The sequence below is a fragment of the Paenibacillus sp. WG02 genome, assembly GCF_055396115.1.
In genome coordinates this window covers 6315826-6339718 of sequence record NZ_AP036016.1, presented here as the reverse complement: position 1 = coordinate 6339718, position 23893 = coordinate 6315826, and the positions used below count along the sequence as shown (strand labels likewise).

25 protein-coding genes, 1 tRNA gene and 1 riboswitch are annotated in these 23893 nt (G+C 43.2%); of the genes, 13 read left to right on the top strand and 13 right to left on the bottom strand.

The genetic code is table 11. From position 1 onward, the window contains the following. Nucleotides 1–3: 3 nt before the first annotated feature. The 3 genes from ACBP55_RS28780 to ACBP55_RS28770 all read left to right on the top strand — a co-directional run bounded on the left by ACBP55_RS28780 (nt 4) and on the right by ACBP55_RS28770 (nt 2005). On the top strand, nt 4–747 hold the full coding sequence (locus ACBP55_RS28780) for an MntP/YtaF family protein (protein ID WP_464646506.1): 744 nt from the start codon (nt 4–6) through the stop codon (nt 745–747). 92 nt (nt 748–839) lie between these two features. Continuing rightward, complete coding sequence (gene coaE / locus ACBP55_RS28775) at nt 840–1436, top strand: dephospho-CoA kinase (protein WP_464646505.1); 597 nt, start codon at nt 840–842, stop codon at nt 1434–1436. Next, nucleotides 1433–2005, top strand: coding sequence for a lytic transglycosylase domain-containing protein (locus tag ACBP55_RS28770; RefSeq protein WP_464646504.1), 573 nt, complete (start codon nt 1433–1435; stop codon nt 2003–2005). The genes coaE and ACBP55_RS28770 overlap by 4 nt, the downstream gene beginning before the upstream one ends. 109 nt (nt 2006–2114) lie before the next feature. Here ACBP55_RS28770 and ACBP55_RS28765 read toward each other — a convergent pair whose 3' ends face one another. Further along, nucleotides 2115–2339 carry an alpha/beta-type small acid-soluble spore protein gene (locus ACBP55_RS28765; RefSeq protein ID WP_056835439.1) on the bottom strand — a complete coding sequence of 75 codons (225 nt, stop codon included), beginning with the start codon at nt 2337–2339 and terminating at the stop codon, nt 2115–2117. A 108-nt stretch (nt 2340–2447) separates the two neighbouring features. Between ACBP55_RS28765 and nrdR the strand changes: the two genes are divergently transcribed. Next, nucleotides 2448–2927 (top strand): transcriptional regulator NrdR, encoded by a 480-nt coding sequence (gene nrdR / locus ACBP55_RS28760; RefSeq protein ID WP_029199331.1) that lies wholly within the window; start codon nt 2448–2450, stop codon nt 2925–2927. A 184-nt stretch (nt 2928–3111) separates the two neighbouring features. On the opposite strand, the gene ACBP55_RS28755 is transcribed toward nrdR, so the two are convergent. After that, nucleotides 3112–3303: a hypothetical protein gene (locus ACBP55_RS28755; protein ID WP_029199332.1), complete on the bottom strand. Its 192-nt coding sequence runs from the start codon at nt 3301–3303 to the stop codon at nt 3112–3114. Nucleotides 3304–3342: 39 nt separating this feature from the next. After that, nucleotides 3343–3439: riboswitch (cyclic di-GMP riboswitch) on the bottom strand. A gap of 83 nt (nt 3440–3522) precedes the next feature. Here ACBP55_RS28755 and ACBP55_RS28750 point away from each other — a divergent pair. Beyond that, nucleotides 3523–3696, top strand: a complete 174-nt coding sequence (locus ACBP55_RS28750; RefSeq protein ID WP_464646502.1) for a hypothetical protein — start codon at nt 3523–3525, stop codon at nt 3694–3696. 48 nt (nt 3697–3744) lie between these two features. On the opposite strand, the gene htpG is transcribed toward ACBP55_RS28750, so the two are convergent. The 3 genes from htpG to ACBP55_RS28735 form a co-directional block, all read right to left on the bottom strand. Then, nucleotides 3745–5625 (bottom strand): molecular chaperone HtpG, encoded by a 1881-nt coding sequence (htpG, locus tag ACBP55_RS28745; RefSeq protein ID WP_464646500.1) that lies wholly within the window; start codon nt 5623–5625, stop codon nt 3745–3747. Nucleotides 5626–5869: 244 nt separating this feature from the next. Then, nucleotides 5870–6178: an MmcQ/YjbR family DNA-binding protein gene (locus tag ACBP55_RS28740; RefSeq protein WP_464646498.1), complete on the bottom strand. Its 309-nt coding sequence runs from the start codon at nt 6176–6178 to the stop codon at nt 5870–5872. Nucleotides 6179–6262: 84 nt separating this feature from the next. Then, complete coding sequence (locus tag ACBP55_RS28735; protein ID WP_464653433.1) at nt 6263–6922, bottom strand: NAD-dependent epimerase/dehydratase family protein; 660 nt, start codon at nt 6920–6922, stop codon at nt 6263–6265. Between the two features lie 322 nt (nt 6923–7244). On the opposite strand from ACBP55_RS28735, the gene ACBP55_RS28730 reads away from it, so the two are divergent. Continuing rightward, on the top strand, nt 7245–7673 hold the full coding sequence (locus tag ACBP55_RS28730; RefSeq protein ID WP_464646497.1) for a helix-turn-helix domain-containing protein: 429 nt from the start codon (nt 7245–7247) through the stop codon (nt 7671–7673). Between the two features lie 441 nt (nt 7674–8114). Here the strand turns inward: ACBP55_RS28730 and ACBP55_RS28725 are convergent, their stop codons facing one another. Further along, the gene (locus ACBP55_RS28725) at nt 8115–9404 is read right to left on the bottom strand and encodes an MFS transporter (protein ID WP_464646495.1); all 1290 of its coding nucleotides are present in this window, start codon (nt 9402–9404) and stop codon (nt 8115–8117) included. A gap of 165 nt (nt 9405–9569) precedes the next feature. Here ACBP55_RS28725 and ACBP55_RS28720 point away from each other — a divergent pair, with 165 nt between their 5' ends. Then, a complete protein-coding gene (locus tag ACBP55_RS28720; RefSeq protein WP_464646493.1) occupies nt 9570–10151 on the top strand; it encodes a TetR/AcrR family transcriptional regulator in 582 nt (193 codons plus the stop codon). A gap of 57 nt (nt 10152–10208) precedes the next feature. On the opposite strand, the gene ACBP55_RS28715 is transcribed toward ACBP55_RS28720, so the two are convergent. The 3 genes from ACBP55_RS28715 to ACBP55_RS28705 form a co-directional block, all read right to left on the bottom strand. After that, nucleotides 10209–11882 carry a type 2 periplasmic-binding domain-containing protein gene (locus ACBP55_RS28715; protein WP_464646491.1) on the bottom strand — a complete coding sequence of 558 codons (1674 nt, stop codon included), beginning with the start codon at nt 11880–11882 and terminating at the stop codon, nt 10209–10211. Between the two features lie 107 nt (nt 11883–11989). Then, the gene (locus tag ACBP55_RS28710) at nt 11990–13597 is read right to left on the bottom strand and encodes a response regulator transcription factor (protein WP_464646489.1); all 1608 of its coding nucleotides are present in this window, start codon (nt 13595–13597) and stop codon (nt 11990–11992) included. Between the two features lies 1 nt (nt 13598). Continuing rightward, nucleotides 13599–15413 carry a sensor histidine kinase gene (locus ACBP55_RS28705; RefSeq protein ID WP_464646487.1) on the bottom strand — a complete coding sequence of 605 codons (1815 nt, stop codon included), beginning with the start codon at nt 15411–15413 and terminating at the stop codon, nt 13599–13601. A gap of 145 nt (nt 15414–15558) precedes the next feature. On the opposite strand from ACBP55_RS28705, the gene ACBP55_RS28700 reads away from it, so the two are divergent. Together ACBP55_RS28700 and ACBP55_RS28695 are read left to right on the top strand one after the other, a co-directional pair. Then, a complete protein-coding gene (locus ACBP55_RS28700) occupies nt 15559–16509 on the top strand; it encodes an ABC transporter permease (RefSeq protein ID WP_411829407.1) in 951 nt (316 codons plus the stop codon). Nucleotides 16510–16618: 109 nt separating this feature from the next. Further along, the gene (locus ACBP55_RS28695; protein ID WP_464646485.1) at nt 16619–17491 is read left to right on the top strand and encodes a carbohydrate ABC transporter permease; all 873 of its coding nucleotides are present in this window, start codon (nt 16619–16621) and stop codon (nt 17489–17491) included. Nucleotides 17492–17577: 86 nt separating this feature from the next. Here ACBP55_RS28695 and ACBP55_RS28690 read toward each other — a convergent pair whose 3' ends face one another. After that, nucleotides 17578–17991: a VOC family protein gene (locus ACBP55_RS28690; protein ID WP_464653432.1), complete on the bottom strand. Its 414-nt coding sequence runs from the start codon at nt 17989–17991 to the stop codon at nt 17578–17580. Nucleotides 17992–18656: 665 nt separating this feature from the next. Continuing rightward, nucleotides 18657–19130, bottom strand: a complete 474-nt coding sequence (locus ACBP55_RS28685) for a CBO0543 family protein (protein WP_464653431.1) — start codon at nt 19128–19130, stop codon at nt 18657–18659. A 506-nt stretch (nt 19131–19636) separates the two neighbouring features. Here ACBP55_RS28685 and ACBP55_RS28680 point away from each other — a divergent pair. After that, a complete protein-coding gene (locus ACBP55_RS28680; RefSeq protein WP_464653430.1) occupies nt 19637–20290 on the top strand; it encodes a transcriptional regulator in 654 nt (217 codons plus the stop codon). 423 nt (nt 20291–20713) lie between these two features. Here ACBP55_RS28680 and ACBP55_RS28675 read toward each other — a convergent pair. After that, a tRNA-Ala gene (locus tag ACBP55_RS28675) sits at nt 20714–20786 on the bottom strand. Between the two features lie 210 nt (nt 20787–20996). Between ACBP55_RS28675 and ACBP55_RS28670 the strand changes: the two genes are divergently transcribed. Further along, nucleotides 20997–21284, top strand: a complete 288-nt coding sequence (locus ACBP55_RS28670; RefSeq protein ID WP_171690102.1) for a hypothetical protein — start codon at nt 20997–20999, stop codon at nt 21282–21284. 15 nt (nt 21285–21299) lie between these two features. Next, entirely contained in the window at nt 21300–21815 is a 516-nt protein-coding gene (locus tag ACBP55_RS28665; protein ID WP_464646483.1) for a VanZ family protein, read from the top strand. Here ACBP55_RS28665 and ACBP55_RS28660 read toward each other — a convergent pair. Then, entirely contained in the window at nt 21793–21942 is a 150-nt protein-coding gene (locus tag ACBP55_RS28660; RefSeq protein ID WP_173185497.1) for a hypothetical protein, read from the bottom strand. The two genes, ACBP55_RS28665 and ACBP55_RS28660, sit on opposite strands and share 23 nt — an antisense overlap. Before the next feature lie 114 nt (nt 21943–22056). Between ACBP55_RS28660 and ACBP55_RS28655 the strand changes: the two genes are divergently transcribed. Continuing rightward, nucleotides 22057–23883 carry an ABC transporter substrate-binding protein gene (locus ACBP55_RS28655; RefSeq protein WP_464646481.1) on the top strand — a complete coding sequence of 609 codons (1827 nt, stop codon included), beginning with the start codon at nt 22057–22059 and terminating at the stop codon, nt 23881–23883. The last annotated feature ends 10 nt before the right edge of the window (nt 23884–23893 follow it).

The window sequence follows — 23893 nt, the reverse complement described above, 5'->3', positions numbered from 1 at the left end:
ATTATGCTTCCTGTAGTTTCACTACTTATTCTTGCTTTCGCAGTTTCTTTGGACGGTTTCGGCGTTGGAGTGATGTATGGATTACGTAAAATAAGAATTCCGTTCGTATCCATTGCGATTATATCACTTTGGTCTGGTATCATTATCTACAGCTCGATGCAGATCGGTGTACTGATGTCTTCCTTCATGTCTCCCTTGGTAGCTAAGCGTTTCGGTGCTCTTATATTGATCGGGATTGGCATCTGGGCATTGGCACAAACGAGACAACAAAAGTCGCAAGAGCATCAGGAACGAGAGGGAACTTCCACTTTGGATCAAGCATCAATAAGCAGTGTTCTTCCTTCATCAGAGGGTAATCAACATGGATCTGGAGAGGTTCTCACATTTGATACTTTGCAGCGAACGAAGGAAATACTGAATATCGAACTGAAACGCTTCGGACTGGTTATTCAAATTTTGCGCACTCCATCCATTGCAGACGTTGACAAATCGGGTAATATTTCCGCTTCAGAAGCTACATTGCTTGGTTTGGCGCTATCTTTGGATGCGTTCGGAGCAGGCATAGGCGCAGCATTAATTGGTTTCGTTCCACTGCTAACAGCTACCGTCATATCGATATCCAGTGGTTCATTTATAGCGCTAGGTTTGCGGTTTGGTTTACGGTACGCGGGAATGAATTGGATGAAGAAACTGTCTGTTCTGCCGGGATGTGTACTCATTATTATGGGGCTTTTGAAAATGTTGTAGTACGTCCATTATGCAAAGAAATCATTCATTTCGTAAATCATTGGGATATGAGAAAGTTTTCCGAGTGGAAAACGATTAGGAGAGATCTGCCCATGAATATCGGGTTAACAGGAGGAATCGCTTGCGGCAAAAGCACGGTTAGCGCCATGCTGGTCAGCCGCGGCGCCCTATTAGTAGATGCGGATACCATAGCACGCGATGTTGTTGAGCCCGGCAGCCCTGTTCTTGAACAGGTTGCTGCACATTTTGGACAAGCCGTTCTTCAGGCAGACGGCTCGCTTCATCGCAAGAAGCTCGGAGAGATCATTTTTGGGAATACAGAGGCGCGCAAGCAGCTGGAAAGTATTCTGCATCCGCCAATTCGTGCACAAATACGTGAACAGATGGAAGCCTATGAACGGCAATTTCCGACTAAACTGGTTGTGGTGGATGTCCCTTTATTAATCGAATCTAATTTATCCTACCTGTTTGAAGAGGTTATGGTTGTTTATGTGCCGCGTTGGGTACAGTTGGAGCGGCTTATGCAACGCGATGGACTGACGGAAAGTGCGGCGAATAATCGCATAGAAGCTCAGATGTCCATTGAGGAGAAACGTAAATTCGCGGATGTTATCATTGACAATAGCGGTACATGGGAAGAAACGAACGCTGAAGTGGAGCGGTTTTGGCTAGACAAGGGGCTTTCATGATCTTTTTACGTAAAAAACGAGTCTTTGCCCTGCTTCTTGTCTGTTTTGTTCTGGTTCTCTTTATGAATAGTGATTTTATCGGAAGAAAGCTGTACCCGATCTACTTTGAGCAGGAAATTAGGCAGAGCGCGGCGAAACACAATATAGACCCATTTTTAATTGCTGCGATTATTAAGGTTGAGACGAATTACAAGTATCATTTGGAGTCAAGAAAAGGCGCGTTAGGCCTTATGCAGCTTATGCCTGACACAGCAGAGTGGATAGTAGAATCCACGAATTTAGGGCCTCACATGCAGGAAGATTTATTAAAAGTGGACGTAAATATTAATCTTGGTTCTTGGTATTTGAGCTGGCTTAAGAAGCATTATAATGGTAATTTAATTTATGCGATTGCGGCTTATAATGCAGGCCAAGGGAATGTGAATAAATGGAAGCAAAATAACGTTTGGGATGGTTCGGTAGCGCATATTAATCAAATTCCATTCGGAGAAACACGTCATTATGTTCAGCGGGTGCTCTATTATTACGAGAAATACACGATGCTTTATTCGGAACAATGGGGGGAATAAGAATTAGGATTCCTTCACTTCATAAACAAAGAAGCATTGGACTAGCTCCTTGTGGGGGCTTAGAGTCCAATACTTCCTGTTTTGGAGCATCAGTAACTAGGATTCAAGATTACTTGAATTGACCAGCCAAGGATTGCTCTGCAATTTGTACTAAGCGACGAGTGATGTTACCACCAATGGCACCAGCATCACGAGTAGCCATATTACCCATATAACCATCTTGTGGGATGGCGATACCAAGCTCTTGTGCTACTTCATATTTTAGCTGATCCAAGGCTGCGTTAGCTTGAGGAACAACTAAAGTATTGCTGCTACGGTTTTGTCCTGCGCCCATGTCTGTTCACCTCCTTGTCGTTTGGTAATAGTATTGTGTGCATATCTCCTAAGTTCATGACATGTAACATATGGTAATAGATCAAAAAAGAGAAAGGAGAGATAGCGAATGAAGTGTCCGTTCTGTGACTATTCCGGTACGAAAGTTCTTGATTCACGTTCAGCTAATGAAAACAAATCGATTCGTCGTCGTCGTGAATGTGAGAAATGTGCGAGAAGATTCACCACATTTGAGATGGTGGAAGAAACGCCGTTAATCGTGATTAAGAAAGATGGAAGTAGGGAAGAATTTAGTCGAGAGAAAATATTAAGAGGCTTGATTCGAGCTTGTGAGAAGCGCCCGGTATCGATGGAGAGGCTTGAGATGATGGTATCAGAAGTGGAAATGCAGCTTCGCACCACGGCTCATGCTGAAGTGGATAGTTTAAGCATTGGCGAAATCGTCATGGAACAGCTGTACCCCGTCGATGAAGTGGCGTACATTCGCTTTGCCTCCGTATACCGACAGTTTAAGGACATCAATATGTTCCTGAAGGAGCTTACGCAAATATTGGGAAAGCATGACACCGGACTGCTCCGGGATAAATAATGCCAAAATGAATAATTTAATCTGTAAATATGACAAAAAATAAGAAAAAGACAGCGGGATTCCCGTTGTCTTTTCTTATTTTTTCCGGTGAAATCAACAATCATGGGATTAAAATTTATTTGAAAAAAATAAATCTTTAGACATCAACCGACTGTATTTTTGTATGCTTTCGTGCATAATTCCTTTATTGAGTGCGTTTGTCCAGTTCACTCCTAAGAAAATGAATAAACCGAATAGCTTCATCTGGGGTTAAAACGTTGTTATCAAACTTAAAGGAGAACATGTTCAAAAGATCACTTTCTGGAAGATGCAAGTTATCTATTAATTGCTGTACATCCAAACTCATTCTACCATCCACTGTAATTTTTCCCATCATCTTTGTTCCCTCCTAGTCTTTCTACATATATCGGACGGAGGCGGTAGCTGGCTGACATTTTGGACATTCCTAGAATGCCATTTTAGTCCCTGTAGCTTTGCGTCACCACTTTTCAGTGGTTTTGCCTTTATCGTACCGATTTATGTTTGTAAGAAAACTATATCATATTTACGGTTTGAGTATCCATTTATTACATTATTCGAAGGATGGTTGAAGCATATGTCCGTCAAGTCCAATCAAATTCCAAGCATTTCTTATGAATTAGACATCGTAAAAGTTGCTAGCTCTCTCGGAATTGATCAAGATCGCTTATTGGCTTATGTGTATGCAAACTCGGACTCGAAGGAACAATATGAGGTAAAGGAAACCTTTCCAGATTATAAGAGTGGTTGATCGTATAAAAAAAAGCACTACAACGTAAGTTGTAGTGCTTTAATCGTATTAAACCATGATTTTGCAGATGTCGTTCGTGAATTCAACCGGATCTTGAAGGGGCAAGCCTTCGATTAAGAGTGCTTGATTGTACAGCAGGGCTGTATAAAGATTCAGCTTCTCTTTATCTTTGTCAAAAGCGTCTTTTAAGGATGCGAACACTTCATGATTGACGTTGATTTCCAGTACCTTCTCAGCCTTCACGTTAGGATTATTCGGCATTGCGTTTAAGATTTTTTCCATTTCGATGGTCACATCGCCGTCCGTCGATAAGCACACAGGATGCTTTTTAAGACGCTTCGATGCTTTGACGTTTGTAACTTTGCCTGACAACAGATTTTTCATATAATCGAAAAGCTCTTTGTTGTCATTTTTGTCAGCATCAGTTTCCGCTTGGCTGTCATCTACTTCAATACCAAGATCGCCGCTTGAAACGGATTTAAATTCTTTTTCTTTGTAAGTCATGATCATTTTGATCGCGAATTCATCGATATCATCGGTGAAATACAAAATCTCATAGCCTTTGTCGGTGACAAGCTCTGTTTGTGGAAGCTTATCGATTCTTTCCATCGATTCACCGGAAGCGTAGTAAATGTACTTCTGATCTTCCGGCATTCTTGCTACGTATTCGTCCAACGTAACCAGCTTTTTCTCCTTGGAGGAGTGGAACATCAATAGATCCTGCAAGATGTCCTTATGGCTTCCGTAATCGCTATAGACACCGAATTTGAGTTGTCTTCCGAAGGATTTGTAGAATTGCTCATATTTCTCTCTTTCGTCCTTCAGCAGGCTTTGCAGCTGGCCTTTGATCTTGCTCGAAATGTTTTTGGCAATCAGCTTCAATTGACGGTCATGCTGCAGCATTTCTCTGGAAATATTGAGCGATAGACTTTCGGAATCAACCATTCCTTTAACGAAGCTGAAATAGTCAGGAAGCAGGTCCGCACATTTGTTCATGATCAATACGCCATTGGCGTAGAGCTCCAAGCCTTTTTCGTACTCTTTGGAATAATAATCAAAAGGAATATTTTCCGGGATAAAGAGGATAGCTTGATAGACGACAGCACCATCAGCGCTAACGTGAATATGTTTAAGCGGCTTGTCGAAGCCGTAATGTTTCTCGTGATAGAACTTCTCGTAATCTTCAGGAGTCAGTTCGCTTTTGTTTTTTCTCCAAATTGGAACCATGCTGTTGACATGCTGCTCTTCTTGGTAATCCTCGAAGTCGCTTTCGCTGCCTTCTTTCAGCCTTTTTCCCGTGATGTCCATTTTAATCGGGTAACGGATGAAATCAGAGTATTTTTTGATGATCGCCTTTAAACGATACTCGTCTAAAAACTCATCGAAGTTCTCATCTTCCGTATTATCCTTAATTTTCAGGATGATCTCCGTGCCCACTTCGTTTTTCTCCGCTGTTTCGATCGTGTAGCCATCGGCGCCAGTGGACTCCCACTTGTAAGCAGTATCGCTGCCTAGAGCTCTACTAATAACCGTAACAACATCTGCAACCATAAACGCTGAATAGAAGCCAACGCCGAACTGGCCGATGATATTGTGACCGTCTTTTGCTTCATTTTCTTTTTTGAAAGCCAAAGATCCGCTCTTCGCAATGATCCCCAGGTTATTCTCCAAATCTTCCTTCGTCATACCAATACCCGTATCACGCAGTGTGAGGGTGCGATTCGGTTTTTCGGCAACCACTTTAATGAAATAACTATCTTTGTCAAATACCAACGTGTCATCAGTCAAAGCTTTGTAGTAAATTTTGTCGATAGCATCACTGGCATTGGAGATAAGCTCTCTTAGAAATATCTCTCTTTGCGTATAAATCGAATTGATCATCATTTCCAATAAACGTTTGGATTCGGCTTGAAACTGTTTCTTTTCCAATGGGAGATCTCCTTTCAAATATGTAGAAATTAGTCAGAGATGATTATTAGCACTCTTAGTTGCTGAGTGCCATTCCTTACTTTTATAACACTCCTTTATTTTATTGTCAATATTTCATTCGATATGAGCTTTTTGCAGCTATTTGCAACCATTCTGAGCCGTACATTTCGTTATTTCGTAATAATCCGCATGAGAATATCTACACTGGGGAACCCATATTCTTCATTGTGTTGTTCTTGCATAATCATGGAGCTACTAGGCTCCAAGCCAGTGTAAGGATGTTACGGCATTCCTCAGGACGGATACGATCCATTCGAATAATCATGAACGCTAAGTTTTGGAAGCTGTCTGGCATTTGATAAACATCGGGATCCATCATGGTGTAAGCTGCTCGATCCTCTTTGGTCGTTTTAATCACAAGTGACACGCCATCTGGTTGGATCACCGCGTAAATTTTACTGCGTACACGAAAGGAAGGTTTTTCCCAATGGTCATGCTCTTCCGTTTCCGGTAATGACAGCGCGATGCTTCTAATATCATCAGCAGTAACCATGATCTACTCCTCTCGTGATCGAAAGTCACCCGGTAGAGGCATAATATCCACTTTGGACAGCCCCACGTTTATATTGCTAATTTCTCAAATGAGATTGATATCACGGCCCTCAATGATTGATTTTGGATACCCTTGTTTGGCAATTTTGATCATTGCTCGTCCGATCTTCTCTGAAGTCGTAATCGAATTCGGGAACCATTTTTCTAACATTGGGTAGAGAGGCTTCGTTATGGTGTAAATGCTCTGGTACAGTTTAGTCTTGGACTTGACGCCATGCAGTGGAAGAATACCTCCTGGACGGAACATATAAGCCGCCTTAAATGGAAGCTTAAGCAAATCATTCTCCGTTTTTCCCTTCACCCGCGCCCACATACTGCGACCCTTTTCCGTACTATCTGTTCCCATTCCTGTTACATAAAAGAACGACATATTGGGGTTCAATCTCACTAATGTCTCAGCAACATGCATCGTAATATCATAGGTGATTGCCCGATAGCGGTCTTCGGTCATGCCCGCGGAAGAGACACCAAGGCAGAAAAAACAAGCGTCGAAGCCCGACAGTTTATGCTCAATGTCAGATAGATCCAGAAGATTAGCATGCACCTGTTCGTGCAATTTGGGATGATTCTGACCGGTGGTGTTTCTACCTACAGTCAGCACGCTTTGAACTTGAGGATCGAGGAGGCATTCGCGCAGTACACTCTGTCCGACCATGCCTGTAGCTCCGAAAAGAAGGACGTTCAAATCTATCACACCTTTCACTTCAATTGTATCGAATGTGCGTTCCGTCAATGAATATTCTACCATTAATCGTACAAAAGTAATCGATTATTCGATTTTATTATCCTAACATTTGCGCCAAGCGTGTTAAATAACTAACGGGAATCTAATAGTAATTAAACTTTTCATCCTGAAGACATTCGAGACATACACAGAGGTGACGGGAGGCATTGATATCAGCATTCCGTCGTAGAATTAGAAGCACAAATTTAGGTAGTTTCGGCATCTTCATAGCAGCTTTTAAGCGGTGCAGAGCAAATGATTATGGCTATGGATACCATTTACAATGACCGATCTTTCAGTGGTCGAGACTTGGGAGGAATTTGGCAGCTGGTGGGAACAAACTGTTAACGAGCTGGAGCAGGCATTTGGGGAGCAAGTGAGGATGTCCTACCGTAAGGAAGTTCAAAGCATGTGCCGCTTTAATCATGAAAATATGCTGAGGATATTCAAATTTTCGATCTTGCTGAGCGCGTGCAGCTACGTCCTACATCCTTCCTATGCGGGGCAATTGTTCAAGCAAGAGACCGGTGAGCATTTTACCGATTATTTATGCCGACACCGAATGAAGAAGGCCGAAGAACTGCTGACGCAGACAACGATGAAAATATATGAGGTGGCAGAGGCGGTTGGCGTAGACAATTATCGTTATTTTTGCAAGCTGTTCAAAGCTTATACTGGGTTTACGCCGACGGAATATAAAAAAAATCAATAGTTAGGAGACCATCCATCTTCATTTATGCTCACTTGAGATTGCCGGATGAATGGATCCATATTCTCTTTTTAAATGATGTTGTAAAAAATGCAACAATTGCTGCCTAAATCTCGCCTATTTCCCTTCGATGTTGCATAATGTACAACAATTTTGCCCAATATCGAGCATTTAGCAACAAATGGGCTCAAAATGTTGTACGATATGCAACTTCAAGATGCAAAATCGCCTTTTGGCGTGTGGATTGTTGTAGAAAATACAACATTGGTAACCACAATAACCCTTTACCTTCACTAAGTTTGTTGAAAGACTTAAAAATCGAATTTTAGCGTTATGCCTACCGGTTGTGAGTAGGATAATGCTTTCCATTCATGATAAACCCGGATCTGCTGCTGATAGGCAGTAAAACCGGGTTTTATGTTTTATTACTAAAGTTGCAAGTTTCTAAGACGTATGCGTTAGGCGTCGGGTTAATGCCCAAAAGAGCAGGGCCAAGGCGCTTACTGAGGCACCCAGCAAGCATACGCCGATCCAACCAGTATGCGCGTAGACAGCAGTTGAAGAAATTGAACCGACAGCACTGCCGATAGAATAGAAGATCATGTAGCCAGCAGTGAGACGGCTGCGTGCCTCTGGACGTAACTTCAAAATCATGCTCTGATTGGTGACGTGCACAGCCTGCACCGCGAGATCCAGAGCGACAACTCCGATAATCAATGCCCACAGCGAGTGCTCGGTAAAGCTAATAGGCAGCCATGATCCTAGAAGCAGAACGAGAGCTATACCGGTTGTTCGCTGGCCTAGTCCACGATCGGCGAGACGTCCAGCTCGCGCAGCTGCTAGCGCTCCCGAAACACCTGCTAGGCCAAACAACCCGATTACGGTATGTGAAAGAGATAATGGAGGAGCGCTGAGCGGCAGTACGAGCGAAGTCCATAAAATGCTGAACGCAGTAAAGATTAGCATACAGATGACAGCACGTATGCGCAGTATCGGTTCTTGGATGAACAGGGTGACCACGGAGCGCAACAATTGTGGATAGGATAGGGTAGCTTTTACTTTATCTTGGCGTGGCAGCATCCGAAATAAAGCGAGAGCCATTAAAAGCGTTATTGCCGCGGAGACATAATAGACGGCACGCCAGCCAGCGAGATCCGTCAGTACACCAGCGATGGTGCGCGCCAACAAAATGCCGATCACAACACCGCTTGTCACCAAGCCAACCACTCTGCCACGATCAGTCGGTGCAGCCAAAGTTGCAGCGAATGCGACAAGCACCTGTACCACGACGGCAAGCAGCCCTACCACAGCCATACCTCCCAAAAGCACAGTTATTGTAGGAGCAATGCTTACAGTGAAAAGTGCTAATACGGATAATAGCAGCATACTGACAACCAAACGACGTCGATCAAATAGATCGCCAAGCGGTACTAAAAGTAGAAGTCCCAAAGCATAGCAAATCTGAGTGATTGTAATAATTATGCCTATGAACGATTGACTAATGCTGAACTCCTTTGCTATAGTGTCGAGCAGCGGTTGTGCGAAATAGATATTGGCGACAGCCAGCCCGCTGGCGACAGCTAACAACAGCGTGGCCGAGCGTGAAAGTGATGAAGTGTGAATCAATTTGGATTCACCCGATTTGGATTCATCGGACTCGCTTTGTACTGTTTTCACTCCCACATCGCTTGCATCCCCGATAGTAACCACCATATTTTCTTCAAGCTTTTCCATTGTGCACTCTCCTCCTTGAATAAATCCTGTAATAACATACTGATCAGTAAGTTATTTAAATAAAAATATATGCTTAATAACTCTATTTTGTCAACTGTTTGACAATGAATAACCGGTAAGTATAAACTTATATCATACTGATCGTTATGAAAAGAGGGGATTAACATGGCGAGGCTCCGTGAATTTGATGAGCAAAAAGCATTAGACGCAGCTATGCATGTATTTTGGGAAAAAGGATTCGAGGCAACCTCGTTAAGTGATTTAACGTCCAAAATGGGAATCCAGCGTCCAAGCATTTACTCCGCATTTGGTGACAAAAAAGAACTGTTTGAAGCTGCGCTTCGTAAATATACGCAGTTTCACGCTTCTAATGTTAGAGCTCGACTTCAAAAAAAGTCATCCGTGAAAGAAGCATTTCGTTCTTATTTTGAAAGTATAGGGACTGAAGAATACGAGGGGGGGCTTAATCGGGGTTGTTTCTGCCTGAACACGATGGTGGAACTTGCACCTCACGACGCCAAATTTGAAATACTCACAAGAGAGCATCAGATGTATCTATCCGCTATATTTCAAGAAGCGATTGAGCGGGGCATACGATCGGGTGAGCTTGAGAACGTTACGAATGCATTAGCCTTAGCACAGACGCTTGTCGTATCGTTAATTGGGCTTACTGTCATGATGAAATCACGGCCAGATCGCTCATTTATGAATAATTCTATAGAACTCACACTTTCATTGCTTAAATAGGACGTAAAAAAACGGGCTTTCGCCCGTTTTGAAATCGTAATTTTCTAACTACAGCATTTATTTTTTAGTTACTGATGTGTACCACTCGTTGACTTCCTTCGTTGTCTGATCACCGCCATTAGCCTTCCAACTAGCGACGAATTCGTCAAACGCATTCACCGGCAATTTGCCATAGATGATTTTGTTGAATGTTTCCATTTCAGACTGACGCAGAAGGTTCCATTTGGAAATCATCGTCGGCGTTGCCGCACCAGTGAAATAGTTTTGCTTGCGAATGTCCATTTGTGACATGACGACTTTCGCGGCATACCAGTTCTCAGGTTTGCGGAATTCCGCAACTTGCTTCTCGTAAGGAGTTTCAGGCTTATTACCGTCTGCAAGCTTAACCAGCGTCTTCATATATAGATCCGGAATCCGCGCTGGTCCGGCTATGAAATGAAAGTCATTGGAGTAGTCCTTGATTTTGTCTTTATCGCTAGTTGGTTTTCCATCCACGATATCCCAGTCGTAACCTTGGGCAAAGCCGTATTCGAATTTGCTGCCGACTGGTGGATTGGCCAAGTTGTCAAGCATGTAGTTGTAATATATGAAAAATGCTTCCGGATGCTTGGCGTCTTTATTAATCATAAAGCTGCTGTTCACGCCGCTGTTTTGCCATTTCGTACCCGCCTGCCCATTTGGACCCGTAGGAACTGGGTAGGCTTTAAACTTCGATCCTTTTACGTTTTTCAGCAAATCCGGAGCTGGCCAGTCCGGAACCCAGTTTGCACCAGGTAGAACGCCCGCATTCCCTTTTGTCCAGAGTTCTGCTGCTTTCCCCTCATCCCACAAAGCCGCATCGGGATGAATATAGCCTTTGTTCATCCATTCTTGCAGTTTGGCGAGTGCTTGCTTAGCTCCTGGATTGACGGAACCGTATTCCAAATTACCATTGGCGTCCTTATTCCATTGCTCTTCAATCGTTCCGTACGCACCGAACAGCCAGTCCAGTCCGCCCATCCATGTGTTCGTATTGTTTTTCAAGGAAATCGCAAGCGGATAGACGTCCTTAGCAGCAAGCCCATCCGGGTTCTGATTCTTGAATTTGTCCATCACGTTCTCTAATTCCGCGATCGTTTTGGGAGGCGTAAGTTTAAGTTTTTCCATCCAATCTTCCCGCAGCCATAACAACGTATCGTCATTATCGGTATACTCAAGAATTGGCAGATTGTACTTCTTGCCATTCTTCGTGAAAGGGTACCATAGCTCTGGATGCTGAGTAGTATGGTCTTTCCAAGTTTTGTTTGCGTACTTTTCAAACAACGTGTCAATTGCAATAAACTGGCCGGAATCGATCAGTTGGTTGGTCAATACGGGGTCAGTTGGCACAAATACGAAATCAGGAAGCTTTTCTCCGGAAGCAATAGCTAACTGAAGCTTTTGCTTATATTGATCCGCGCCGGCAGGGTACCAAGTATCTTTGTGCTTGATACCGAACTGCTCCAGCATCCAACGGTCGTGGACATTATTTTCTTTGGTGTCGCCTTTAACATATTTCTTTGGCATCAATACGGTGCTAATATCAATCGGCGGATCGTATTTGCCTTTCTTGAATGCAGCATCGGATGCAGCGGTCTCATTCGACGCGGTATTGACTGGCTGCGCGTTCTCACCAGGCTTTGCGGTACAGGCCGTAACGACCATAAGTGCCGTAACTGCGAGCAGTATTAATGGTTTTTTGAATTTACTCATTTTTGATTTCCCCCTACGGTGAAAGATTACTACATGCTAACTCTACCAACTTATTGGGGAAGGTATCTATATGATTATTTTAGTTTTCGTAAGACTTTGTTAGGCAATTATATACCGTCTCTAAACTCTTGCGGCGTTACGCCGAACTGGCGTTTAAACACTTTAATAAAATAAGCGGGATCCAAATATCCGATTTCCATACTGATTTCATACACCTTTTTGTCAGTCGTCTTTAGCAAGTGGCAAGCGCGCTCCATTCGGAGCGAGGACATGTAATCGCTGATGCCTTGACCGGTTTCAATCTTGTAAATTTTGGACAAATGCGTTGGATGCAGATTAACATGGTCTGCCAGCGCGCGCAGGGAAACGTCAAGATGCAAGTTTTTCTCCGCAAAATCCTGAACTTTTTTCACATACAAGGAGCGAATATCTTTGACTTCATTCGACGTGCTTTCTTTGAGCTTGCCAAGCACGCCCAGAGACCACTTTCGAAGCTTGTTGATGGAGCTGAAAGCCTCTCCGCTCTGCAAGGGTTCAATATCAGATCCTAATAATTTGCCCAGCGCGTAGCCATTCCGATGTGTGAGATGGGTAAAGGAAGAGGCGATGACAAATCCAGCTTCCATACAGTGCTCCCAGGATTCGGACCATTTCTGTTCGAGCTCCGCAAATATAGCAGCCAATTTATCTTCAGCCGCTTCCCATCGCCCAGCCTCCAACAAGTTAATCAATGTGGGAGGCATTTGGATAGCGTCCAAGGTTCCCTGCGAAATATTCTGCTCCAATTCGCCAACCCGAAGCACGAATTCCCGCTCATCCCCTACAATTTGCCGGAAATAGGCCGCTGCCTGTCTGTAACGGTCCGGCAGCTGGTCTGGGAAGTGAAACCACTCCGTGATGACGATAGACAGAGAGCCTTTCAAGAACTGTTTCACTTTATACTGAAGCTGCATGGACAGCTTTTCTAGAATCGTTTCTTTCCCAGCGCGAGAACGATCTCCCTTTATCTGAAGCAGAAATGCAAGATACCCATGCTCCTCCTTAACACCCCAGACCTCGGTAAATTCTCCGATAATCTCTTCGGCCATATTGATGATCGCATATTCCATCAACTGCTGCCCATTGTTTGTATATTGCCCGAATTCTTCCTCCATTCGGACGAGCAGCAGAGCACAGTCGCCATAGTGAAACGGTAATCCGTAATTCTCCAGCTTCCGACTCCATTCGTCGGCGGGCATGCGATGACCCCGCAAGGCGTCAAGAAGAAGTTGGCCGCGAAGAAGCGGCAAGTTTTCACGAAGGGTGTACTGCGTGCGCTCATAGGAGCTGATGCTTTCCCATTCCGCATTCAATTGATCGATGGCAGCTTTGACGGCTCCGAACAATTCGTTGTCAGTCGGCGGTTTCAGCAGGTAATCCACCGCCTGGTTACGGACAGCTTCTTTCGTAAACTCAAAGTCGGAATGACCCGATAAAATAATGCATTTTATTCTTTTATCAAACACGCGAACGCGCTCGATGAGCTCTATGCCAGTCATTTCAGGCATGAGAATATCCGATATGACAATATCGATAGGGTGCATCTCGATGATTTGAAGCGCCTCATGCGCGGAATAAGCTTTATGAACCTGTTCGATGCCGAGTGTGTGCCAGGGTTTGTGCATGGATAGGTTGTCTACCCAGTGAGCTTCATCGTCTACGATGATCATCTGCATGTTAGCTGCCTCCTTGTATGAAGGGATGATGGCGATGTTCTTCTCCGGATGTTAGTTCCCAAATGAGTTCTGTCCGAAATCCGCCTAGATACGATTTTGTGAAAAAGAGATAGGACTTATCTCCGAATTGGTGCATGATCCGTTGGTTGGTATTCCAAAGACCGCAGCCCATTTTCTCTTGCAATGGCTCCTGCATTTTACGATTTAATGCTTGGTGCTGATCCTCCGTCATTCCGGGGCCGTCGTCATCTATATAAATTTTACAATAACCGTCTGACATCTCGCCGCTAATTCGAATCTCACCCGATGAATACGATTTCCCTACTCCATGAATGACGGCATTTTCTACGATCGGCTGCAGCATCAAGCGCGGGACTTGTTGGTTCAACATCTCTTCGGGTATATCGATATGATAATCAATTCTGCCGTTACGCAGTTTCTGAATGTCTAGATAGTTGACGATCAGTCGAATTTCTTCATCCAGACTAGCCGTTTCCCGCTCCATTCGGGTCGTGTAACGGTAGTATGCGCTTAGATTATACGCCATTGAAACGACAGCCTCTTCGTTCTTCATCTGGGCCATGTTCACAATGTAGCCAAGGCAATTGTAAAGAAAATGCGGATTAATCTGTGCCTGCAATTGCTTCAAAGTCGCATCTCGGGCCCGGAGTTTCTCATTCAATACGTTTTCAATTAACCCTTGAATTTGCTGAGACATATCATTAAATCGATAAAATAGGAAAGAAAACTCATTCGGCACGTTAGCGTTGATCCTTACTGAAAAATCCCCCCGTTGCACGCTCTGTAAGCCGCGGATCAGCTTTCTGATCGGACGTTGAACATTCTGGTATAGAAAGACCGAAGAAGAAATACCGACCACAAAAAGCAGAACCATCGCTAAATAGAATAGATTGCGGCTGAACGATATCGGTCCTAAGATTTGATCAAGTGGAACAATGTCAACCAGATACCAATCCAACTGAGGAGATTTCACAGCGCTAACCAAATAATTATTATTCTCCAACCTGACGACCTGCTGCGTCGTATCTGCGAGAGTCTGATCGTCCAAATAATGGATGAGGTCATTCGATAGCTGCGCGGACGCGCTGCGATTCAAGATCGGAGTCTCACCCTTGTGGTAAAATAAAGGATCTCCTTGCCCCCCTGACTTATACGTGTCCAGCATATTTTGAATATTTTCATGACCGAAGCTGGCTTCGACCACCAAATTACTTCCGTTAAGCGTATCATGTTGGCCGAATGAATCCGTATAGAACCAATAAAAGGACTTCGGACTTCCTTGGGTCATGCTTTCACCATCCCCATAAGTCCATTTTCCGGTCATATTCCTTTTCAAATAACTTTCATCATACTCGAACGTATTCGTGGAATTAGAAATGGCTTCTTTGTTCTGTTGGGAATAAACCGTGTATTTAACCGGCCATATGTTCATAATACCAGACTGCAGTACCATCTTTTCCTGGACCACGTATCTAGTCTGCATCCGATCATAGCGATCTTCCCAGATATTTAACCCATTGAATTTCTGAACATTTGGATCTTTCGAAAAGGTCATGACAAAGTCCATCATCTGATTGATCCTCGAGTCAATTTGACTGGATAGAAAAGAGAGTTGTTTGATGTTGGATGCCTGAAGTTCTTTATCTATAACATTGAATGCGATTCTATTGGAATAGGTAAATACAAGAATGATCGGGATGAATAAAATGACAATCAGACCGTTCATTTTGGCAAACAGGCTAAACCTGGAACTCATCCTTCTTTTAATTAACTCGATGCCTCTGCGCAGCTCCATAGCCGATCCCCCCAAAGATGTCCCTAACAAAACCCTATCAATCCTAACAATGTCTTATAGTTTAAGGATAGCGTTTGTTGATACTATATATATCAGGGTTTGTCAAAATACACAAATGAGTTTTTATGGAACGGGGTAGAGAGCTATGGAGGCGAATACAGATCTGCAAGTGACCCACAAGGCCACCGAACGCGTGAAAAGGAAAAGTAGCTACAAGCAGCCATGGATGCTTCACTTCATGGTGCTGCCGGCTGTCATATTGGTTTTCGTTTTTTCTTATCTTCCCATGTCGGGGATCGTCATGGCGTTTCAGGATTATAAATCAGGATTGGGAATAACCGGCTCCCCTTGGGTGGGCTTGAAGCATTTCCATTATATGTTGGCGAATGATTACTTTTTGAAAATTACGTGGAATACCCTGTTCTTTGCTTGTGCCAAGATCGTGCTGAACTTAATCATCCCATTTATCTTCGCCCTGTTATTGAATGAGGTAAGGAACATAGGGCTCAAAAGGTCGATCCAAACACTTGTCTACTTTCCCCATTTTCTTTCCTGGGTTACACTCGCAGGCATTCTGATTGATTTGCTTGCCCAGACTGGGCTTGTCAACCAGTTCCTTTCCAGTGTGTTTGGCATTAAGCCGATTTTCTTTCTGGGCGACGGCAGTTGGTTCCGATTTACCATTATCTTCAGTGATGTCTGGAAAGAATTTGGGTTCAATACGATTTTCTTCCTAGCGGCGCTTACGGCTATTAATCCAGCGCTGTACGAAGCAGCTGAAGTTGACGGAGCGAGCCGCTTCAAGCAAGCGTTTTATGTTACGATACCATCCCTTATACCGATCGCAATCGTAGTTGCAACTTTGGCTCTCGGCAATGTGCTGAATGCGAACTTCGACCAAATATTTAACTTGTATAGTCCTCTGATCTATCAGCAGGGAGATATTATTGACACGTTTGTGTATCGGGAAGGTCTCCTTAGTGGACAATTCAGCTTCGCAACGGCAGTCGGTCTATCTAAATCGCTTATCAGCTTAATCTTAATCATCATATCCTACCGTCTTGCTTATCGATTCGCTGGGTATCGAATTTTCTAAGCGAATGCTTACGAAAACTCAGTAACGCTTACGAAGCCAGTTTTCTTACGAAAACTCAGTAAGGATTACGAGGCCAGTTATCTGACGAAAACTTTAAGGAGGACAACATATGTACCACAAAACGTTATCTTATCGCATATTTACCGTGTTTAACAATACGCTGTTGATCATAATCTCTATTCTTTGCCTACTTCCGTTAATCCATTTACTGATGGTGTCTTTAAGCTCAAACGCTCCTGCCAACGCTGGGTTGGTTACGTTTTGGCCGATCGGTTTTACATTTGAAGCCTACGCAAAAACGTTTAACAATGCCCAATTTCTTACATCGCTTGGGGTATCCATTAAACGGACTGTCCTTGGAACGGTGCTTGCGATGTTCGTTAACGCCATTGCAGCTTACGCGCTCTCGAAAGATACTCGCGTCTTTCGTGCACGCACCGGCTATCTCTGGTATTTTGTCATTACTATGCTGTTCAACGGGGGCCTGATTCCCAACTATATACTTGTCTATAAGCTTGGTTTGATGAATACGCTGTGGGCGCTTATTCTGCCAGGAATGGTAGCAGTCTATAACCTCATTCTGCTTCTTAACTTCTTCCGTAACGTTCCTAAAGATCTTGAGGAAGCTGCCTTTATTGACGGAGCCGGACATTTGCGAACCTTTTTCATGATTTACTTGCCGATCTCATTACCAGCCATAGCGACGATTACCTTGTTTACGATGGTGGGACATTGGAACGCTTATTTTGACGGCTTGATCTATATGAAAGATGCTGAGCATCTCCCGCTTGCAAGTTTCATGCAAACCATCATTGTTCAAGCGGATATGTCCAAGATTGATCTGTCAGCGGTTGCCAATCAATCGCAACGAACGATTCGGGCATCTCAGATATTTATCGGCGTGCTGCCAATATTAGTGGTCTACGCCTTCCTGCAACGGTTCTTTGTTAATGGGATTTCCATCGGTGCCGTCAAGGAATGACTTGTCGGTTCAGGCATAAGCTATTACAAAATAAGAACACTGTAACCTACATGGCTACAGTGTTCTTATTTTATAATTATACATCTTTACTCCTTCGGCATCTTACTCATATCCATGTACAACACATTCCACCGATGACCATCCAAATCAGTGAATCCAGCGCCATACATCCAGCCCTGATCATGGGGCTCACCGTAAATTGTGCCGCCTGCCTTTACCGCTTTCTCCAACATCTCATCTACTTCTTCTTTACTCTCGGCATCAAAGGAAAGCAATACTTCTGTGCCTTGCTTAGTGTCCGCAATATCATTTTTTGTGAAACTTTTGAAAGTGGACTCCGGAAAAAGCATTACGATAACGTTGCTATTTCCAATTAGCAAGCCAGCAGCATCATCGCTATTGTGATGTCGCGGATGAAAAGAAAATCCAAGCGTCGTGAAAAACTCTTTTGACTTTTTGAGGTCTTTCACCGGCAGATTGAGCCAAAATTCTTTTGTCATCATTATTTCTCCTTTTTATTCGTAGTGACTGTACTGAGTACTTATGGTTAATTTTAGCATAAAAATGATGCAACATCTGTATTTAATGGGCCGCGGCTTCTCCTTGCTTCCGATGTTGGATCATAACAAAAATCCGCAACCTTAAAGGGTACGGATTGTCGGATTGGTTGTTGAGGGCTCGTAACTAGGATCCAAATAAACCGGTGATTAAACCGCTTTCAAATTATTTCACTTTTAACTATGTAAGGAAGAAGATCACAAGATATATCCGCTTTGAGATCAAGGATACATTGCAAAGCTTGCTTCTCATCAATACCCAGAATACTGGTTAAGTAAAATAGCATGTGATCATAGACTGAGCCGAATTTCTCTAGTTCGTTGGGGTTATCGGACAAATATTTTTGATGTTGCTTAACGAAATTCTCGGTGACAGGATTCAAAGTGATATACCTCCAACTGGTTATAAAATCAATCTATCACAATTGATTAGAGGTGAATAGGAATTTTTTTACCACATAAGAAAGTATAAGTTTTCGGTTCCCGAAAACCGCTTTCTTATTGGCGATAAAACCTAATATAGGGATCTTTGGTCGTAGACCAAAGTCTCTCCTCGTTAAACGCGGTCGCTCATCTTTGAATGGCCTCGATAAAGGGTATTCTCATATCTATGGATTACCATACATTTTCTTTATTTTTTTGAAAAACCAGAGATAGTAACCGTATGAAATTAATAGAGTGAAGGTTATGGTAATGAAACTCCAATACCAATCCCAATTTAAGTATTTAATCAGTTGAGTATACTTTACTAGAATGACTTCAATTATTGTAATAATTGTTGGAAAAATAAGGATGTAAATAGATTTAACAAACCATGATCTGTCTTTAGGAAAATGAACATTAAAAATGGCACTTACGGAAGGGAAGACGAAAAATTCAAAAGTAAAACTTGATTTGTAAACTATCTTTAGAAACCCTACAGGGTATTCGATCAATCCTTTTTGGACAACCCAAGCACCAAATAACCAACTGGGAATTTGCATGAATAAAAAACTTACTTGTGCTTTGATCGAATTTTTCCGATTAATAAATATCACCAGAAGAACAGCAGTAATGATCCAAACTGAGTAAAGAATGATCATATCCATAATTATCAGTCCCGTTATTTTAATACTTGAATTATCGTCGAAAGTGAAGAATTTTAATCTTAATTCAAAAGTATTGCTATTTTCGCTCTTTGATAAGTTCCTTAATTATGATTTCAATCGCGTGATTCAATTTGTGATCAAGGCGGCCCAATGATAAACCACCTAAATGGAAGTAGGACAGAGCCGCACGAGAAACTCGCCCGACTCTGTTTCAAATTTATTTGTTAGTCTGTTCTTCTCTATGCCCACCTTGCAAACCATGATAAGGCATTGGATAGTGATGTGGGTCAGTCAGCTTCACTATCCATTAACGATGAAATGCTGCTCAGTCGCATGTTAGATAGATATTGAAATAATTCTCATTCTCGTTATACTAACAATATAACATTGGCTGTGAAGCACACGCCGCTTTGACACATTCTCCACCTTCCTGGGTGAGATTGTGTCAAAGTGGTTTTTTTCGGTTCAGCGGCCAGTGTTAAGGAAGGAAGTGACAAATGATAACTAGATTTGACCAAGCCTATGAGGAATGGATGAAATCAGTCATTGCTCAAGAAGAAAATCACAGAAGGCGCGAATTATTGGAGAAGGGACTTGGCCATGGCACACGTGAATTTTTGCGTTCTGTCTGGTTTCCTGCTGTAAGAAACTTCAATGATTTATATCCCGAATGGGAGGTACGTGATTCTAACAATGGGTATCGTTATCTGGACTTGGCTTATATGCCTGGCGGCGATGTAAAGGGAGGAATCGAAATACAAGGCTATGGACCGCACGCAAGAGACCTCGATGTGCGTCGCTTTAAGGACTTATGTTGGCGGCATTGTTTATTAGCACTTGACGATTGGATCTTTATGCCGATTTCCTATCTTTCCATTACGGATGAACCCAAACGTTGCCAGCAGTTTGTTCTTTCCTTTATTGGGAAGTTCATTGCGATGGATGTACCTAAAAATTTGACCTGGCTTGAAGCTGAAACGATCCGTTACGCGAGACGGATACCTCGTCCATTTACGCCATCAGAGTTGTCCTCCCATTTACGAATTACAGACCAGCATGCAAGGCGAATTCTTCACAAGTTAGTTGAGCACCAACTTCTGTTTGTAGCCAGCGGTAGGCAACGTTATCGTTCTTACGCCTTACGAACTCAATAATTCTTATTTGATCAAAAAGCATAGATCTGGAGTTGCTACGAATTCAAGATGCGCTATTTTAAGCAAAAGATTAGTATTCAGCCTATATTCTACTCCATAACGTCACTGGAGTTCGTTAAATCAATCGAGAAGGCGTATTCTCATGTATAAGTACAATACGGTTCGTTAGCAATGACATTACAAGTGGGGCTGACGAAGAAAATTCGACGCAGACAACCTAGCGGTAGATTCAGACGCCGTGCTCCGTACTCAGCCCCACAAAGTGAAGCCAATGTTTCGAAGATTACTACGATTACTTTACAAGGGTACCAATTTCTAACGCTCCGTCCGCGCGGGCGAACCCTCCGGGGTTCTCTCCCCAAGATTCCAGGAAACAAAAAAAGCACATGACCATAAGTGGTCACGTGCTTTTTTGTTTCTAAATGGAATCAAGGGGGATCGAACCCCTGACCTCTTCGCTGCCAGCGAAGCGCTCTCCCAGCTGAGCTATGACCCCTCAATGTCGCTCAATTAATGTCGACTTTTCGTATTATACATGAATTATTCAGCCCAAGCAAGCCCTTCGTTAGAGAATTTTCTTATAGGAATTCTTCCATGCATCGCCATTTGACGTTTCTGTTGCAATGGGCGGCAAACGTTGTTTTCAGCCGGTTATTCATGCTAACCTATTAGAATAAACTAGTTGATCGTGTAGGAGTGACAGAGAGTGTCGAATGCAGTGTTGTATTGGGTTTTCTTAGGTGCGGCTTTTGTGATTCCGTTTGTGATCGGTGTGTGGTTAATGCGGAAAACGAATCGATTGGGATTCTCTTTTTGGATAACGACAGCTTTGAATATCGTTATGACGTTGGCTGCTGCGTTTTGGTGGAAGTCGGTGACGGATGATCCGTTCCGCATGATGTTTGGGATGGCCTTCTATGGGGTATCGGCAGTAAATCTGATGGTTATTGAATTTTTTGCTTTATTCAGCATTCGTAAGAAATTAAATCCTTAAGGGGAATTTTCACTCATGTCGAAATCATATTCAACATTTTATTATTATTTTTTCTTGACTGCTGCCGTCCTTTGGATGGCGTTTATTTTTTTAAAGTCGGCAGAATCGTATCAGCAGCAGAGCTTGCGGCCGTTGTTGGAATCCAAGCTTGCTGGGTTTCAACTAATGAGCATATTCCCACATTGGGAGTTCTCCTATGACCACCAAAAGATCTCGTGGCAAGACCCGATCGGCGCCATCGAGTTTTTCATAAGAAAAGCAGGGCATGTTAGCGAGTTCGCTATTCTTGCCCTGCTTTGGTCCTTAGCACTGCTGGCGAAGCCTGTAAAAGTAATCATAGCACTGCTCACCTCCTCCATCATTTCGTTAGTTTATGCGGCTTCCGATGAATGGCATCAAACTTTTGTAAAAGGTCGAACGGGACATGGGATTGATGTTGCGGTCGATGCCATAGGTATACTTCTGGCCATTCTCCTTGTCCTAGTGGTTCTTTGGGTAAGAACTAGGATTAAACGAAGAAGAATAAGTTAGTTAGAAGCATGTAGACTTTTCTTTTTTTAATCGATTTCCATTTCCAGTGCTCGCGAGCTTCGTTTTCCAAATCTTGCTGCTGCCATTGCATCAGCTTCTCGGATACGTATAGATCTGTAGGTTGCATAAGGTTCACCTTCCTTTCTTTTCCTGTTAGGTCTAGTTTACATCTAGAATAAGGGGAACAAAAAGAGTATAATTCACTTTAACGATTTCCCCTTTTATGGAAAGGAAGTTAGGTATGCAAATTTTGACTCATTTCTTAGAGCTTCGAGCCAGTTTTGAACATGGCGTAGAACATGAGCCACAGTCTATAACGTTAGAGGAATTAGCGAAAAGAATGTATTGCTCAACGCGTAATGTCAAGATTTTGCTTAAAAAAATGATGGAGCAAGACTGGATTTCTTGGAAGCCGGGCAGAGGTAGAGGTAATGTCTCTGAGCTTACGTTCCTAGTCACAGCGGAGGATATGATTTCGAAGCAGGCGATGGAGTTGGCGGGCAGAGGTGATTATAAAGGAACGATAGAACTGATTCACCAATTGGGCAGGGGAGAGGCGCTGCAGGACTCTTTCATCGACTGGTTATTCAGTTATTTCGGTTATCGCGCAGTCGAACAAGATGAGTGTTTCAAGGATACTTTACGGTTCCCCGTCTATAATTGGCTGGTGTCGTTGGATCCTGCACACTCTTTTTTTGCATTCGATTGCCAACTGATGAGTCAAATTTTCGATACGTTAATTCAATATAATCTACAAACAGCGGTAGTTGAGCCGCATTTGGCGCATTATTGGGAAGTTAGCCAGGATGGCTTGTATTACACGTTCTATTTGCGAAAAGGTGTGCTGTTCCATCATGGCCGAGAGATGACAGCGCATGATGTTTATTACACATTTTCGAGATTGAAGGAACTTGGTCTATCGGCGACTCAAGGTTGGATGGTCGAGAGCATTGAAGATATGACGGTACTGAACCGAAATGCAATTTCTATTGAGCTGAAACAGCCGAATGTGCTCTTTTTGCAGCAGCTGTCGCATTCCTCCATGGCCATCCTCCCAGAGGACATTTGCCGGGAAAACGAGGGGATTTTCGGGCGTATGCCGATTGGGACAGGTCCGTTCAGGCTTGAACGAAATGATGATTACATTTGCAAGCTGCGTGCTTTTGACTCTTATTTTGGGGTTAGGCCGCATTTGGATCAGGTGGAAATCTGGCTTTTGCCGCAGGATCTGTCTGAGGTTGGCCCTAGTTGGGATATGGTGCAAGTGCTTTGCGACCATACGAACTCCCGTAAACCAGTTGGTGCCGTCGGTAAAGATACGGAATGGCATCAGATTGAGAAGTCGATTCTGGGCTGCAGCCTGCTTACCTTTAATCGTAATAAAGAAGGGCCTCAACAGGATATACGATTCCGCAAAGCGATTGACCTTATTTTGGATCGCGATCGAATGATTATAGAGCTTGGAGGCTTAAGAGAGGCGCCTGCCAGCAGTTTCCTGCCTACGTTGGATCATAGAGGGGGAGCCTCTAATTATCGAACAGATTTCGAGGAGGCTAAGCGCCTGCTGGAAGAGATGGACTATACCGGTGAGCCGCTCCGTATGTACATCTATAGTTACAACAACGAAGATGCGCTTTGGATCTGTAAGCAGTGTGCCAAAGTGGGTGTCAGCATTGAAATAACCCCCCGGAGTAAGTCAGATATGATGAGGCTGGATACGATCCAGGAAGCAGATCTCATTTTTTATCACATTTGTATGGAAAGTGAATATGACCTTCATATTATTCAGACGCTTAAGCAAAGCAACAGCTATGTCCGTGCCCATTTAGACCATGAACGAATGGCTTGGGTTGATACAGAAATTGATCAAATTCTTGAAGATCCAAATCGCGAAGCGCGCATTTGCAGGCTAAACGAGTTGATTGAAGTGCTGCAGGAGGAGAAATCGTTCCTCTTTGTGCTTCATCGTTCTCAGCAAACCACGTATCATGATTCGATCAAGGGAGTGAGCATTAACGATTTGGGTTGGGTTGATTTTCGAAAAATATGGTTTACTCCTAGCGTTTGATAAATCCTAT

Coding starts and splice junctions, on each gene's coding strand:
- ACBP55_RS28700 (WP_411829407.1), top strand. CDS start 15,559: ATGGAGGCGAATACAGATCTGCAAGTGACCCACAAGGCCACCGAACGC.
- ACBP55_RS28710 (WP_464646489.1), bottom strand. CDS start 13,597: ATGCAGATGATCATCGTAGACGATGAAGCTCACTGGGTAGACAACCTA.
- coaE (WP_464646505.1), top strand. CDS start 840: ATGAATATCGGGTTAACAGGAGGAATCGCTTGCGGCAAAAGCACGGTT.
- ACBP55_RS28665 (WP_464646483.1), top strand. CDS start 21,300: ATGTCGAAATCATATTCAACATTTTATTATTATTTTTTCTTGACTGCT.
- ACBP55_RS28755 (WP_029199332.1), bottom strand. CDS start 3,303: ATGATGGGAAAAATTACAGTGGATGGTAGAATGAGTTTGGATGTACAG.
- ACBP55_RS28725 (WP_464646495.1), bottom strand. CDS start 9,404: ATGGAAAAGCTTGAAGAAAATATGGTGGTTACTATCGGGGATGCAAGC.
- ACBP55_RS28765 (WP_056835439.1), bottom strand. CDS start 2,339: ATGGGCGCAGGACAAAACCGTAGCAGCAATACTTTAGTTGTTCCTCAA.
- nrdR (WP_029199331.1), top strand. CDS start 2,448: ATGAAGTGTCCGTTCTGTGACTATTCCGGTACGAAAGTTCTTGATTCA.
- ACBP55_RS28770 (WP_464646504.1), top strand. CDS start 1,433: ATGATCTTTTTACGTAAAAAACGAGTCTTTGCCCTGCTTCTTGTCTGT.
- ACBP55_RS28720 (WP_464646493.1), top strand. CDS start 9,570: ATGGCGAGGCTCCGTGAATTTGATGAGCAAAAAGCATTAGACGCAGCT.
- ACBP55_RS28715 (WP_464646491.1), bottom strand. CDS start 11,882: ATGAGTAAATTCAAAAAACCATTAATACTGCTCGCAGTTACGGCACTT.
- ACBP55_RS28740 (WP_464646498.1), bottom strand. CDS start 6,178: ATGGTTACTGCTGATGATATTAGAAGCATCGCGCTGTCATTACCGGAA.
- ACBP55_RS28750 (WP_464646502.1), top strand. CDS start 3,523: ATGTCCGTCAAGTCCAATCAAATTCCAAGCATTTCTTATGAATTAGAC.
- ACBP55_RS28730 (WP_464646497.1), top strand. CDS start 7,245: ATGACCGATCTTTCAGTGGTCGAGACTTGGGAGGAATTTGGCAGCTGG.
- ACBP55_RS28780 (WP_464646506.1), top strand. CDS start 4: ATGCTTCCTGTAGTTTCACTACTTATTCTTGCTTTCGCAGTTTCTTTG.
- ACBP55_RS28655 (WP_464646481.1), top strand. CDS start 22,057: ATGCAAATTTTGACTCATTTCTTAGAGCTTCGAGCCAGTTTTGAACAT.
- ACBP55_RS28685 (WP_464653431.1), bottom strand. CDS start 19,130: ATGATCATTCTTTACTCAGTTTGGATCATTACTGCTGTTCTTCTGGTG.
- ACBP55_RS28705 (WP_464646487.1), bottom strand. CDS start 15,413: ATGGAGCTGCGCAGAGGCATCGAGTTAATTAAAAGAAGGATGAGTTCC.
- ACBP55_RS28660 (WP_173185497.1), bottom strand. CDS start 21,942: ATGCAACCTACAGATCTATACGTATCCGAGAAGCTGATGCAATGGCAG.
- ACBP55_RS28695 (WP_464646485.1), top strand. CDS start 16,619: ATGTACCACAAAACGTTATCTTATCGCATATTTACCGTGTTTAACAAT.
- ACBP55_RS28690 (WP_464653432.1), bottom strand. CDS start 17,991: ATGACAAAAGAATTTTGGCTCAATCTGCCGGTGAAAGACCTCAAAAAG.